This window comes from Parabacteroides sp. HGS0025, from assembly GCF_000969845.1.
Taxonomy (GTDB): domain Bacteria; phylum Bacteroidota; class Bacteroidia; order Bacteroidales; family Tannerellaceae; genus Parabacteroides; species Parabacteroides gordonii.
Window position 1 is genome coordinate 1,088,454 of the sequence record NZ_KQ033903.1, and the last position, 15,443, is coordinate 1,103,896.

The 15,443-nt window shown below is 43.9% G+C and carries 7 protein-coding genes; 2 read left to right on the forward strand and 5 right to left on the reverse strand.

All coding sequences use genetic code 11. From position 1 onward, the window contains the following. Position 1: 1 nt before the first annotated feature. The 4 genes from HMPREF1212_RS21230 to HMPREF1212_RS21245 all read right to left on the reverse strand — a co-directional run bounded on the left by HMPREF1212_RS21230 (position 2) and on the right by HMPREF1212_RS21245 (position 5,016). Positions 2–583, reverse strand: coding sequence for a non-canonical purine NTP diphosphatase (locus HMPREF1212_RS21230; protein WP_046150997.1), 582 nt, complete (start codon positions 581–583; stop codon positions 2–4). A gap of 83 nt (positions 584–666) precedes the next feature. After that, on the reverse strand, positions 667–1,548 hold the full coding sequence (locus HMPREF1212_RS21235) for a YitT family protein (RefSeq protein ID WP_028730002.1): 882 nt from the start codon (positions 1,546–1,548) through the stop codon (positions 667–669). Beyond that, positions 1,549–4,386, reverse strand: coding sequence for a leucine--tRNA ligase (leuS, locus tag HMPREF1212_RS21240; protein ID WP_046150998.1), 2,838 nt, complete (start codon positions 4,384–4,386; stop codon positions 1,549–1,551). It abuts the gene before it with no gap. Between the two features lie 63 nt (positions 4,387–4,449). Next, entirely contained in the window at positions 4,450–5,016 is a 567-nt protein-coding gene (locus HMPREF1212_RS21245) for an ORF6N domain-containing protein (protein WP_046150999.1), read from the reverse strand. A 121-nt stretch (positions 5,017–5,137) separates the two neighbouring features. Here HMPREF1212_RS21245 and HMPREF1212_RS21250 point away from each other — a divergent pair, with 121 nt between their 5' ends. Then, complete coding sequence (locus tag HMPREF1212_RS21250) at positions 5,138–5,557, forward strand: hypothetical protein (protein WP_046151277.1); 420 nt, start codon at positions 5,138–5,140, stop codon at positions 5,555–5,557. A gap of 20 nt (positions 5,558–5,577) precedes the next feature. Then, on the forward strand, positions 5,578–10,605 hold the full coding sequence (locus HMPREF1212_RS21255; RefSeq protein ID WP_046151000.1) for a DUF4132 domain-containing protein: 5,028 nt from the start codon (positions 5,578–5,580) through the stop codon (positions 10,603–10,605). A gap of 59 nt (positions 10,606–10,664) precedes the next feature. On the opposite strand, the gene HMPREF1212_RS21260 is transcribed toward HMPREF1212_RS21255, so the two are convergent. Continuing rightward, the gene (locus HMPREF1212_RS21260) at positions 10,665–14,183 is read right to left on the reverse strand and encodes a hypothetical protein (protein ID WP_157317091.1); all 3,519 of its coding nucleotides are present in this window, start codon (positions 14,181–14,183) and stop codon (positions 10,665–10,667) included. Positions 14,184–15,443: the final 1,260 nt, after the last annotated feature.

Consider the following 15,443-nt stretch of genomic DNA (forward strand, 5'->3'; position numbering starts at 1 on the left):
CTTATTCTGATAATGTAGATAAAAATGCACTCAATTTCTTAACAGCTTCAGCCCGGTGACTGATCGTATTTTTAATATCATTACCCATTTCGGCAAATGTTTGCTCAAAACTGTATGGCTTGAAGATTGGATCATATCCAAAACCGCTTGTTCCACGTTTTTCATTCGTGATCTGACCATTTACTATACCTTCGAACAGATATTCTTTATCATCTAAAATCAGGGCGATAACAGTACGGAAACGGGCATTACGATTTTCTTTCCCATTCATTTCCTGAAGAAGTTTCTTCATATTAGCTTCAGAGTCATGACCAGGGCCGGCGTAGCGGGCAGAATATACTCCGGGTGCATTATTTAAAGCTTCCACTTCAAGACCGGTATCATCGGCAAAACAGTCGTAACCGAATTTTTCTTTGATATAGCGAGCTTTTTGTAAAGCGTTTCCTTCCAGAGTATCAGCTGTTTCCGGGATATCATCGTGACAATTGATAGCAGCTAAACTAATTATTTCAGTGTAACCTGCTGTTATTTTCTGTACTTCATCCAACTTATGTTGGTTATTTGTAGCAAATACGAGTTTCATGTTTGTAAATATATAAATAAAAAAGCACTTCTGTACGATATGTATAACGTATGGAAGTGCTTTAAATTGTTTGAATAATCGTTTTATGTCTTTATCTGATCAAATCCTTCTCCATATACTCCGCGGACGATGCTTTGTGATATGAATGCCTGGTGGTCTATTTGTTTTACCAGGCGGAAGATGGATATGGATTCTGATTTTTTAGCTAACAAGACAACTACTTTGACCGGCTTTTTGGAGTAACCTCCTACGCCATCAAGGATGGTACATCCACGATCCAGATCATGGATGATCCGATCAGCTATCTCATCATATTTTTGTGAGAATATAAGGAATTGTACGGATTGGCGGTTACCGTTTAACACCATGTCGAGGACATAGTTGCTGATAATCATTTCAACAAAACCGAACACGATCTTATCCACATTATGAAATAGGAAGAAAGAAGAGCTGATAATGAAGAAATCACAAAACAACAAGGCACGTCCGATAGATATGTTCTTGTATTTGTTTACAATAGCTCCGATAATATCCGTTCCTCCGGTACTTCCGTTGGCGGAAAATACCAATCCCAATCCAGCACCACAGAGGAGGGCACCGATCATAATGGCCATAAATGGCTGATCATGTAAGATCGGATTTCCTTTCAGCAACCATTCAAAAAATGACAGGGAAGCTGAAAGCGAGAATACTCCAAAGATTGTCTTTATCAGGAACTTAAGTCCTAAAATCTTTAGAGCGGCTAATAGTAAGACAACATTGATAACAAAGTATGAAACCGATACCGGTATGGCGCCGCCAGTGGCAAAGAATATCAATGCACAAATACCACTGACACCACCGGTAACAATCTCATTAGACAGGATAAATGCGTTGAATCCGAAACCGTATAAAATGGTTCCGAACAGAATCATCAGATAATCCTGTATGGAAAAGAAAACTTTATAAAACTGAGCTGTTCTCATTTAGATAACGATATTAACGATCTTACCTGGAACGACAATTACCTTTTTAGGAGTTTTGCCTTCCATCCATTTAGCGGAACTTTCGTGGCTGAGAGCAACCTTTTCTACCTCTTCGCGGGGCATATCAGCCGGGAGTTCCAGATTGAAGCGGGCTTTTCCGTTGAATGAGATGGCGTAAATAACTGAATTTTCTTTCAGATATTCTTCGTTGTGCTGCGGCCACGGAGCATCGCATATCGTTGTGGTATGACCACATACATGCCATAACTCTTCTGCAGTATGAGGTGCAAACGGGGCAAGTAATATGATCAATTGCTCCAGGATAGCACGCTTATTGCATTTCAGGCTGCCTAATTCGTTAATACAGATCATGAAAGCACTGATAGAAGTATTAAAAGAGAAATGCTCGATATCGAATGTAACTTTCTTGATCAGTTTATGTAATGATTTTAATTCTTCAGCTGTCGGTTCAGTGTCTGTGATCTGTAAGCTTTCCGTATTGCCATAGAATAAAGCCCACAGTTTCTTCAGGAAGCGGTGAACACCGTCGATGCCGTTCGTATCCCAGGGTTTAGACTGTTCCAACGGGCCTAAGAACATTTCATACAGACGCAAGGTATCCGCACCGTATTTGTCTACGATCATATCCGGGTTTACTACGTTGAACATAGATTTGGACATCTTTTCAACAGCCCATCCGCAGACGTATTTGCCATCTTCCAGTATGAACTCTGCTGTATGATATTCCGGACGCCAGTTTTTGAAAGCTTCGATATCCAGGATATCGTTGGAAACGATGTTTACATCCACATGGATAGGAGTTACTTCATACTGGTCTTTCAGGTTCAGAGATACGAATGTGTTGGTATCTTTGATACGATATACGAAGTTGGAACGTCCCTGGATCATACCCTGGTTGATCAGTTTCTGGAATGGTTCATCTTCGCAAATGACACCCATATCATACAGGAATTTATTCCAGAAACGGCTGTAGATCAGGTGACCGGTAGCATGTTCCGTACCACCTATATACAGGTCTACATTGCGCCAGTATCCGTTCACATCCTTATCGACCAATCCTTTATTATTGTGCGGATCCATATAACGCAGGTAATAAGCGGATGAACCGGCAAATCCCGGCATTGTGCAAAGTTCCAGCGGGAAGATTGTTTTGTTATCTATTTTGGATGTTTCTACAACTTCTTTGTTTACAGAATCCCAGGCCCATTTAGTAGCATGTCCCAATGGAGGTTCGCCTGTTGCGGTGGGCAGGAATTTATCTACTTCCGGCAATTGCAGGGGCAGTGCTTCCATCGGCAGCATCTGAGGCAGTCCGTTGGCATCATAATACACAGGGAACGGTTCGCCCCAATAACGTTGACGGCTGAAGATAGCGTCACGCAGGCGGTAGTTTATTTTTACACGTCCTAACTTATGCTCTGCTACAAATTTCTTGGTAGCGGCAATAGCTTCTTTAACAGTCAATCCATTCAGTGACAACTCGCAATAAGGAGTTACATCCGGTCTCGGTGAGTTGCAGACGATACCTTCTTTAGCGTCGAAACTTTCTTCGCTTATGTCGCAGCCTTCGATCAATGGGATGATAGGCAGGTTGAAATGTTTGGCGAAAGCATAGTCGCGGCTATCGTGAGCCGGAACAGCCATGATAGCTCCTGTTCCGTAACCGGCCAACACGTAATCGCTGATCCATACAGGCACTGCATCTCCGGTGAACGGATTGATTGCATACGATCCGCTGAATACACCTGTTACCTGACGGTCGGCAATACGTTCACGTTCGGTACGTTTTTTAGTACGTTCCAGATAAGCATCTACTTCTTGTTTCTGCTCCGGAGTAGTCAATTTCTCAACCAGTTCGCTTTCGGGAGCCAACACCATAAAGGTTACACCGAACATAGTATCGGCACGGGTGGTGAAGATCGTAAATTCCAGATCGCTGTCTTTTACTTTGAAGTTAACTTCGGCACCTTCGCTACGTCCGATCCAGTTACGTTGTGTATCTTTCAACGAGTCTGTCCAGTCGATCGTATCCAGTCCGTCCAGCAAACGTTGTGCATAGGCGGATACACGCAGACACCACTGGCGCATCATTTTTTGTTCGACAGGGAAGCCGCCACGTTCGGACACGCCGTTTACTACCTCATCGTTAGCCAATACGGTTCCCAGTTCCGAGCACCAGTTTACCATTGTATCACCCAGGTAAGCGATACGGTAGTTCAGTAATATTTCTTGTTTTTCTTTGTCGCTTTTAGCTTTCCACTCATCGGCAGTGAAGCTCATTTCTTCGCCACAGGCAACGTTAAGACCTTCTGTTCCTACTGCTTCGAAAGCTTCGATCAGGCTATCGATAGGAAGTGCTTTCTTTTCATCGTTGCAATAGTAGCTGTTGAACATTTTGATAAATGCCCATTGTGTCCAGTGGTAATATTCCGGTTCGCATGTGCGGATTTCACGGCTCCAGTCGTAGCTGAAACCTATCTTATCCATCTGCTCACGATAACGGGCGATATTTTGTTTTGTAGTTACTTCGGGATGTTGTCCGGTCTGGATGGCATATTGTTCTGCGGGCAAGCCGTAAGCATCGTATCCCATCGGGTGTAATACGTTGAATCCCTGTAACCGTTTGAAACGGGAATAAATGTCAGATGCGATGTAACCGAGCGGATGTCCTACATGTAGTCCGGCGCCCGATGGGTAAGGGAACATATCCAACACGTAGTATTTGGGTTTATCCTTATTTTCTTTCACTTTGTAAACCCCGTTGGCAATCCAGTATTCTTGCCATTTTTTCTCGATTTCTCTGAAATTGTACTCCATAATATCTAATCGTTTTTTATCGTTTTCAGTTTAAAGCCACAAAGTTAGTTATTTTATTTAGTTTTACTTCACATAACCTATTTTCGGACGGGGGTTATCCGGCTTTTCTTTGTTCTTTGCAGCAAGTTCCGCTAAAGCCAGATAAATATCATCAAAATGTTGTTCGTAATTTTCATGGTCTTTAGTAAGACTTTCCATATCTTCCTGAAGGTACTTGACTTGCTGTTCCAATTCGTTCAGCTTTCTGTTGCAGGGTAACTGGTCACAATTTGTGACTAGTTGTTTTCTCATTTGAACAAAAGCCCGCATGATGTAACGATTTATTTCTATGGCAATGTTACTATTTAGTACGGATGATAACATGGCTACACCTAATTCGGTGAAAGCAAAAGGCATATATTTGAAGTTTTTTCCTCTTCCTGTGTTCAAGGTCACAATTTGTGACCTTGAAAGTTCTTCTTTAGTAAGTTCGAACATAAAGTCTTCACCTTCAAATCGTTTTATATTACGTTTTACGGATTGTTTTAATACTTTGGTTTCAATATTATATAACTCTGCGAGATCAAAATCAAGCATGACTCTTTGTCCTCTGATCTCATAAATCCTGTTTTGTATTACCTGTAAGTTCATAGTTAATGATATTTTGATTATTAATTGGTGTCCAAATATATGAATAATATTTATCTATAGTTCCTATATTATTTTGTTTCTTTGTAAAGCATATAAGAAATATTACAAAACTCTGATTTATATGAAGATATTTGTTAATGTAAAGCAGTTGGGGAAACGACGGAATGCTGTTGAAGATAAAGAGGTGTTATTGGATGCTGTTCCCGGTACGGTTGCGGAATTGATCGTTGCGATCGTTATCCGGCAGGTGGAGGAATACAATGAACGGTTGGAACAAAATGATCTGTTGAAGTATCTTACGGATGAAGAGATAAAAGACAGGGCGACAACGGGAAAGGTTAGCTTTGAATTTAATTATAATGGCCTGCCTGCAGATACGGAGAAAGCTGTTCGTAATGCCTTGCAATCGTTTGAAGACGGCATATTCCGTGTCTTTCTGAATGAAGAGGAACTGGAATCGTCCGATCAGATAATTGATTTGAAAGAAGAAGATAAACTAATTTTTATCCGGTTGACCATGTTGGCCGGTCGTATGTGGTAATAAAGAAGGAGGGAAGCAACATGAGTTTATTCTGGAGAAAAGAATCCAATCAATACGTCTCCGATTATGTAGACAAAATCGTAAGTAACAAAAACAAACTTAGTGAAAACGAACGCGCTTTATTCGATTTGCTGATCAAGCGGATGACGGACTATACCTATGAAGCCGATCATTACCTGTATGGATTAATGCTTAAAGGCAAGTTCAGTTATATCGGCCAACTTTTCGAGGACGATCGCTATCATGTGCTGAAGCATATGTTGGGCGATGAATATGCCGGCAAGTATGTCGCCTGGCTGAATAAGATGGCCTTTATCCCTTATACTTCCGGTTATTACCGCCGGCCGCTTCGCTCTGCAAACGGTGGACTTCATTACGTGAAAGCATTGGATGCCCTGAAAGACTTCCTCGCTATCAAAGCTTCGGGTCTTTCGCTTGAAACCCTTATGGAAGGTGGCCGTTCCGAAGAGGAGCGTGTCTTTATCTCGGACATCAGTTTTCATCACCTGATGAGTGTGGAGATAGACGCCGGAAATAATGCTATCATCCAAAAGACGAAAGATATTATCTGCGGAGAAGAAAACAACGGAAGAATATCATATAGTTTATTGCAGGGAATAGTCACAAGCAATAACCGCGAACTCTATGAATTGGAGGGTAAACTTCTTTTGGCCGCCCGCTTGCAGGAAGGACTTCGACAGTCTATCTGTGAAACAATGGATAGCGGTACGACAGAAGCCTTTATCTATCTTTTCAATATAATCCGGACAAATGACCTGCAACGTTTCTCATCGGTTAAACGTGCTGTGGGAACCTGGACAGGCCTGGTCAATGAAGCGAATGCCGACCGTATCAATCAGAAACTGATCGAGTTGATCCATCTGATGCTGACTGATCCCACCTATGCCGACTCCTGTCTGAAAAGCGAGGATAGCATCGAAGTGTATATGGCCCTTTGGACGAAAGGTTTCTTTAAGATGGAAGACCTCGACGTTTGTGCCAATGAAATCATAAAAGAAGGGGTAAAACATAAGATACAAGTTTTGTTCTATTATCTTGTAGCTACCCAATGCGACTGGCTACGTGAGAAACTATCCAAGCAGGCTTTGGAGTTATATTCCGGTGATCTGTCGCTTGTTGCCGCCTTCCTCGACAGTTATTTGCATAGCGTATCGTTGGGATATTATAGCGATAAGAAGAAAGACCATTCTTATTTCGAATCACTGGCTGAAGCCAGGAAGCATTATGATATACTGAAAGATATCTATAATCAACTACCGAAGAAACAAACATTCTCTCCGTTTATCTTTCCCTGGCATAGCGTGGAATTATCCCGGCAGGATATAACCAGGAAGATGGTTGCCATTGTATATGTGCTGGGAAGCGAAGAACTGTTGAACGATCTGTGTAATTACTACGACCAGATGGATAGCAGTGTGCGTCATTGCGTAATCAGGGATTTGCTGAACGATCCTTCTTCAGCCATACAGGTCGATACAGTCGTAAAAGCATTGGGCGACCGGGCCGAATATCCCCGGAAGTCTGCTTATGAGGTATTGAATAAAATGGAATTATCCGGCAAACAGTATTTGTCTATCGAAGAACTGTTGAAATATAAATCGGGCGAACTGCGTCAACAAGCAATCTCCATGCTCTTGAAACAGGATAAGGAAGCCCTGTCGGGCAGTATCGAACGTCTGCTTACTGCTGCTGTGTCGGAAAAGCGGTTAGCCGGATTGGATATGTTGCTTACCATCCGTAAGAAAGAAGAGTATGCCGGAACTTACAAAAAAGCAGTTTCGTCGGTAAGCACAATAAACAATCCGACCTCGAAGGAACAACTGCTGATCGACCAGCTGACAGAAGAACATTCACCTTCGGAAGCCTATACCAAGGCGAATGGTTTCGGCCTGTATGATCCCGACTCTGCGGTTTCAGTGCCTGACCTGAAAATGGACGATGGTTTTGATATGAAGCAAGTATTCCCCATCCTGCAGGAAGGTTCTTTTCTGAAGAAGCTGTTCGGAAAGAAACAGGAAGATGTCTATACGATCCTGGAAAAGCTGAATGAACTGGTTGCCCGAAATGCCGGGTATGAGTATAAGACCCGTTACGGTTATTCTGTTTTACTTGGGAATAGTTTTTGGGAGACGGAAGGAAGCAATAAAGATATGCCTGAGATAGACCGTTATCCGCTGGCGAATGTATGGCGTAAATTCTATGAAGAGGAGATAGGCGATTTTGCCACCTTGCTACAAATCTACTTCTTTATAAATACTAGCTGGGATGATGTCCGGGAGTCCGGGCGTCCGGATGAAGTAAGCAAATACTATTCTCCGGCTATCCGTTCTTTTTACGGTTTCGATCTGACGGACAGGAAATCCCGGGTGGGTAAACTGAATTATGTGAATATTGTTAACCAGATACTTACCATCTTGTCAAGAGAATACTGGGATAACCAATATGCCCGCAGTGTCGCAAGAAATATAATGATTGGTTTTGGTCTTATCCTCAACAAGAGTAACCTATCCAGAATATATGAATACGAAACATACGGTGGCCGGAAAGAACGTTATACCACTTTCATATTCAGGGATGCGCGTATCGCTTTCTGGCTGACCGATCTCTTCGACTGGGATACCGATGAAGAATTTGTTTCTTATTTTATGCTCCGTTATAAGTTTTATCAGATGGCGGATTATTTCATGACTGATCCGGTCAGTGTAAGTCCGGAGAATAACCCTTCCATACTGGATTTTGCCAAAGCGTACGAAATGGGACTGATACCCGAAGCTGAGGTCATGAAAGAACTGATGGTACGCCGTGCTTCTGAAGATTCGCTTAGCTTCGTCTCCCGCTATTTTACCGACTCATTGAGCTATTGGCAAAAACAGAAGATAAAGAAGTATGAATATACGGAGTTCACGAAATTTCGTGAACTGGCAAACAAAGTGATCGGCCGTATCCTCGATATAGAGCTGAAGCGTGGAGACACACCGACCGAAGTTTCCCCTCTGGCCATGAAAATAGAATATGTGGAAGGGGTGAACTATCTGGTACAGATACTGAAAGCATTTGGCAAAGACACATTCGGCCGTTCCGACTACTATTATAACTCAAGTTATACGAAGAAAGAAGTATTGAGCAAGCTGCTCCGTTGTTGTTATCCGGCTAAGACGGATAATGCGGAAGTGCTGACTACCTTGCTGCAAGGCTCCGGTATTACTGAAGAACGTCTGGTGGAAGCAGCCATGTACGCTCCGCAATGGTTAGATATCATACAGGAATGCATCGGCTGGAAAGGCCTGACCAGTGCTGCCTATTACTTCCATGCCCATATCAACGAATGGTGCGACGACAAGAAGAAAGCCATCATCGCCCGTTATACGCCGATCGAACCGGAAGACCTTCGCCTGGGAGCTTTCGATATCGATTGGTTCCGCGAAGCCTACCAAGAGATAGGAGAGAAGCGTTTCGAAGTAGTCTACGATGCAGCCAAATATATCTCATCCGGTACGGGACATACCCGTGCCCGTAAATATGCGGATGCCGTGAATGGAAAGATGGTTGCCGCAGCAACGAAGGAGCAGATCAAAGACAAACGTAACAAAGACCTGCTGATGAGTTACTGCCTGATCCCGTTGGCAAAGAAAGCAATGCCCGACCTGCTGGAACGTTACCAATATCTGCAACAATTCCTGAAAGAGAGCAAGACCTTCGGTGCACAACGTCAGGAAAGCGAAAAGAAAGCCGTCGAGATCGGCATGCAAAACCTGGCACGCAATGCCGGCTACAGCGATGTGACCCGTCTGGTGTGGAGTATGGAAACCGAACTGATCAAAGAGATGGAACCTTATTTCACTCCGACCGAACTGGAAGGTACCACCGTTTATGTAGAGGTAGATGCCGAAGGCAAGTCCGAACTACGTTACAGGAAAGGAGAGAAGGCTTTGAACAACGTTCCCGCCAAGCTGAAAAAGCATCCTTATATAGAGGAACTGAAAGCTGTCCATAAGAAGTTGAAGAACCAGTATTCGCGTTCCCGTATTATGCTGGAACAGGCGATGGAAGACGAAACGCCTTTCTTCATCAGCGAACTGGCAGCCCTGACCCGTAATCCGGTGATCTGGCCCTTGCTGAAGAACCTTGTCTTTGTCAGCAAAAACGATACCGGCTTTTTCGCTGACAACTGCCTGGTAACGGCCGATGGCGAATGCATTGCCCAAAAGCCGGACACTTCCGTCCGTATCGCCCATCCTGTCGATCTGTATAACCGTGGCGTATGGCACCGTTATCAGCAATGCCTGTTTGAGAAAGGGATACGTCAACCCTTTAAGCAGGTGTTCCGTGAATTGTATGTGAAGACGGATGAGGAACGTCCGATGTCGAACTCGCTTCGTTATGCCGGTAACCAGATCCAACCGCAAAAGACAGTAGCCCTGTTGAAAGGTCGCCGCTGGGTTGCCAACTACGAAGAAGGGCTGCAAAAGATTTATTACAAAGAGAACATCATCGCCAGTATCTATGCGCTGGCCGATTGGTTCAGCCCCGCAGATATAGAAGCGCCTACGTTGGAATGGGTGGCTTTCTATGAACGAAAGAGCTATAAAGCGTTGAAGATAGAGGATATTCCGGAAGTGATCTTCTCCGAAGTCATGCGCGATGTGGATCTGGCTGTCAGTGTGGCACATGCAGGCGGTGTCGATCCGGAAGCCAGCCATTCAACCATTGAAATGCGGCGGGCCATTATCGAGTTCACGTTGCCGTTGTTCAAACTTTCGAATGTCACGCTGGAGGGAAGCCATGCCTTTATCAAAGGCACTATGGGCGAATATACGGTTCATCTGGGTAGCGGTGTTATTCATCAGAAGGCGGGAGCGGCTATCAATGTATTGCCTGTTCATTCGCAGCATCGCGGACGTCTTTTCCTTCCTTTCGTAGATGAGGATCCGAAGACGGCTGAGGTTATTTCGAAGATATTGCTCTTTGCCGAAGATAAGAAGATAAAAGATCCGTTTATACTCGACCAGATACGGATTGTGCGATAGGATAATAAGAAAAGGGGGACAATTACGTCCCCCTCTTCATACACTAGTATTAATACCGTTTAGCGGATAATAACTTTTTGTGATACGTTACCGATACGTACGATATAGAAACCGGCACGCAACTGCATATTGTAGTCGCCCGATACACCACGAAGTTGTTGCTGTAAAGCTCCGGTACCACTGATTACATATACATCCGATGTTTCCGGTACATGTATATATAAGGTAGAACCTACAGTCCAGGCACGAGCGACATCTGCAACATTTTCTTCAATACCCGTTGCGGTATTCTTCACAATACCTGATACAATGATCTTGATATCTTTCTGAATATTCTTGATCGTATAGTTGCCGTCGGCATCTGCTGTGATCGCTTTACCATCTACGGTTACAACCGGTTTCGACTGGTCATAATCTTTATCCAACGTAATCTTGAAGGAGAAGTTATCACCTTCGTCTACCGTAGTCGTTTCACTTTTGCTGAAAGTCGCACCGGTTACCTTATCAAGTGATACGGTGTAAGTAGGTGTCGACGGATTTGACGGCTCAGAGGGCGTACCTTCAGTGCGAAAAGTAACGGTGACAGCCGGGGTGTAAAGAGTGGTGGTTGCAGCATTTTTCGTACTCTTTACCTCGCAACGATACTTTATTGAACCATCCTGTGTCTTGTCTATTTTCAGGCTTGCATCTGTTCCGTTTGCTTCTACCCATTGAGTGGTATATTTCTGCCATTTATAAGTAATTGCTCCGTTTGTCGTTTCGGCAACAACATTCAGTGTAATACTTTTCCCGGTTGTAGACTGGTCTTTGGGAAGGGTAGTGATAGTCAGATCGGCATTACCCTCAACAGTAACAATTGTGGCCGTCTTATCAGTAAAGACTCCGTTGTTTACTACTGTTCCGACAGCACCTTTGTTTGCCAGTGCGGCACGTGTTTCGATAGCCAAAGTACGGGGAGCTATGGCGGCATCCTGCAATACCAGAGTTCCTTCATTGGTAATCTTAGTGATCTCATTGCCTGATTGCAGAGTAAGAGTAGTTGTTTTACCTGTGGCAAGAGTTATTTCCGGGATCATTGTTTCATTTAAGACAATCTCGCCGACTGATTCTTTCAGGTCGAGTTTTTCCTTAATCTCTGCTTTGCTGATAGTAAGTTGTTCGGTAGTAACACCCGCAGCAATCTCAACGCTCTTTACAGTCGTAGCTGTCTGACCGTCACCTATCTTATCGACAGGGTTATCATTTGTGATTTGAACATCTGTTGTCGATTGGTCACCGGTAACAGCCGGCATAAAGTTAGTGACCGTCGTCGTTCCCTGTATCGTTACGCTTGTGGCAGCTTCCAATGCATCACCTTCACCGTCTCTAACGGCCGACCAGCTAAAGACGTTTGTTTTTCCGCCTTCGCTTGAATAATCCTTGCTATTATTCTTACTCTTTTCATACGTCCAGCTCAATTTTGTGGGGATTACACCATTCGTTTTAATAACAACACCATCCATATCTGCCAGCAAAGCGATGGCTGCGGCTTCATCTTTTGCAGCTTCCGTCAGTTTGTAAGTGGCAGGAACGGTTACGGCTGTAATCTTTTCCTTGTCGACTATAAATTTGATGATAAAGTTTTTAGCTGTTGTACCGTCTTCGGCAGTGATGGTAAATTTGAATGCTTCGAGAACCGGAGTTTCATAAGAAGTTACTCCTTCGACCAGCGTTCCGTGCTCATTCGGTTGTTCAGTAAGGCTGACAGTAGCTTTAGAATCAGTCGGAGTGATGGATACGGTAATACTTTTTGTTCCGTAAGCAACTGTAACGTCGTTAGTCTCGGAGGCTTCTTTTACCGGTGCAATTGTTTCTATTGAACCTCCGGCAACCTGATAAGTCAATGTACCGATGCCGGCTTCTGCGCTTACGGTATAGTTGGTAACAGCAGTTGTTCCGGTGACTGTCACCTTTTGATCGGCTGCGATCTCGCTACCGTCTTCTTTTACAACTGTCCAGGTGAAGTTGTTCGACTGGCCGCTTGCTTTATTGAATTCATCTCCACTATATGCCCATTTCAGTTTCAGTGGTGCACCGCTGTTAGCCGTCAGGGTTATGGTTTTCATATCCATTGCATCAAGCAAAGCGATAGCTGCGTTTTCGTCTGCAACAACTTTCGGTAAAGTGTAAGTTTTCGGTACTCCGGCAACTACCGTTACCAATTCTTTTGCGGTGGTGAAATTGATAGTAACGTTGCGGGTTGTGCTTCCGTTTTCGGCTGTAATGATAAGAGCCAGCGATGCTTTACTTTCTGATAATGTAAGCGGGAATTCTGTTGCTGCTTCTTCTCCGGCAAGCTTTGCAGTTGCATTATCATTGCATGCTATATTTACCGTGATCGAGGCATCGGCTGCAGTTCCATACGGAAGTTCGACTGCATAGGTTTGATCTCCGATACCTGACAGGTCTCCGGTTACTGCAGTTGACTGGCCCTCTTCACCTATTTTATAAGTCAGTGATGAGATTACCGTCTTGTCGCTGGCGGCGGCGTTTTGAACGCTGACTGTCCCGGTTACTGCTACGTTATCCGGATTAAGCAGTTCGCCTAAATCATTCAGTGTCCATCTGAAATTGTTTGTGGCTTCGACTGCTGCATTATAGAGGCTGCTTCCATTGTCCGCTTCACTATATGACCAGGTGACAGGCAATGTTGTCACAGTCGATTTCTCACTTGTCACAGTTGCATTTTCATTAGATGCTCCTAAAGCCGTAATTACACTTGATGCATCTGCATAACGTTCAGTTAACTGGGCAACAGTGATAGTCTCAACAGTTTTAAGCTTGTCTTTTGATGTAAATGTGATGGTATAATCTTGTGTTGTTCCGTTTTCGGCTGTAACAGTAATGGTAGCATCGCCCGTTAAACCGGAATAAGAAGCGACTCCAAGATTAGCTGTTACATTAGCTAAACCGGTAGCCGTTACTGTTGGAGTTAAAGAAATAGCGGTTGCATTAGCTACAAACTGATTCAATTCTACAGTATATGTATAAGTTTCGGATTGGAGTTCGATAGCTTGATCTGTAATGCTCATGCTTGCAATGCTATAAGTCAAAGATTTTAAACTGGCATCGTTACTTTTGGGTTTAGCAGAAGCTATAATTACAATGTTACCGTCGATAGTCACTCCTGAACCGATTGTCAGAGTACCGTTCGAATAAGTATAACCGGAAGTTCCATCATTGGCTGTCAATCCTTCATTTGTCCCGATAACAACACTTTCCAATTCGTCAGGGAGCTTGGTATTCGTTCCGTCAGTAACCGTAAGTGTGAATTCTTTTGTATTTCCATCAGTCGTTCCCGGAGAAACACTTAAGCCACAGTTTTCGGCATCGGCTAATGTAACCGTGTATTCCGTAGCCAACACCTTTCCCGACGTCAGCAACGAAATCAATAACAAACTTGCCAGAAACATAAAGTGAGAGAATAGGCCTTTCGCAGTCTTGGTTCGTGCACTGCCGGACGGAGTCGAGTGTCCGGTTGTTGCCATCTTACTTTTCGACGATGGCTGGTCGGTTAAGAGTAAATTTGCTCTTTTCATACTAATGTGAATTATACCCATCAATCCCCGAGTGGATGGTTATAAAAAATAAAAGAGGCGTGAGGACTGTTGATATATCTTCTATCGAGGCCTTCGACTGCCTTGGAAACCGATATAAACAACAGCTCACGCCCTTTTATCTTGTACATCCATACAAACATATGCATATAGCAATGCCTATGAACAGATATAACAAGGAAAGGTACGTGAGCGTTTCATTGTCTATTATCCGGCTTCCATGAAAGTGTCGAAGTTTCGATAGAAGGATAATATATTTTTAACGCTCTTGTAATCAATAAAACGTACTGACCGATAACGCTATACCGGGGTACGGGAGCAAAAGTAGGGAGTCTCGTCGGATAAAACAAGCAAAAAGAAAAAAGTTTTTTAAGCATTGTGGGTTCATCAGCTATTTATATTCAATATCTAGCTGATATTCTGACGGATAGAAGATGAACCCACCTGCCTTCCCGCATTCATCCGGCCTTCATCGGGGCTTCATTTCGCCTTCATGGTTCATATTTTGGCAAATTTGAGCTATACAGCTGTGACTGTTATTGCATCCTTGAGGGCCTCGAAGAGGGCCTACTATGTTAACCGCTGGTGAAGCGAAGCGTAACCTGCGGTAAAAACTGCGTCTGATAACCGTCCTCGAAGAGGGCGAATAGGGTTGCTTTTCTGTCGCTCTTATTCGCCCCCTTCGAGGACGATCTGTCTCTATTGTCTGTTAAGTCAGTTGGCCCTCTTCGAGGGTCGGGATAGCTCAGTTTTTTCTAAATCCGGTAGTTTTTCCAGTGAGTGCGGCAGCCATCATATTTGGGTGCGGCACCTATTTTAAACCGCTGCGGCAGCCACTATTATTGAGTGCCGCAGCCACCGGAAACAGGTAGGCAGTTTTTAAGGAAAAGACTTACGCTTTTTATCTGGAAAGCTTACGGCTCTACTCTATACCCTGCGCAGCTTTACAATATACGGTAGTGGGTGATACCCTATAGGCCGCAAGCCAGCACTATATAGGGAAGAAGTTGGGATAGTAGTACCAGACTGCCAGCACTACTGTCCCAAACGACCAACACAGTAGTGCTGCCACTTGCCAAACCGGCTAGAACCATCCATAAAGAAACGGATAAGCATCGATAAGCCAACGGATAGGCATCGGATGGCGAACGGGTAGGCACCCGTTTATGAAGCCACTATGAACCCATTATGAACCCGGAAAACAAAGTGGCTTCATCTATTACGCATTATTAATCAATGGAT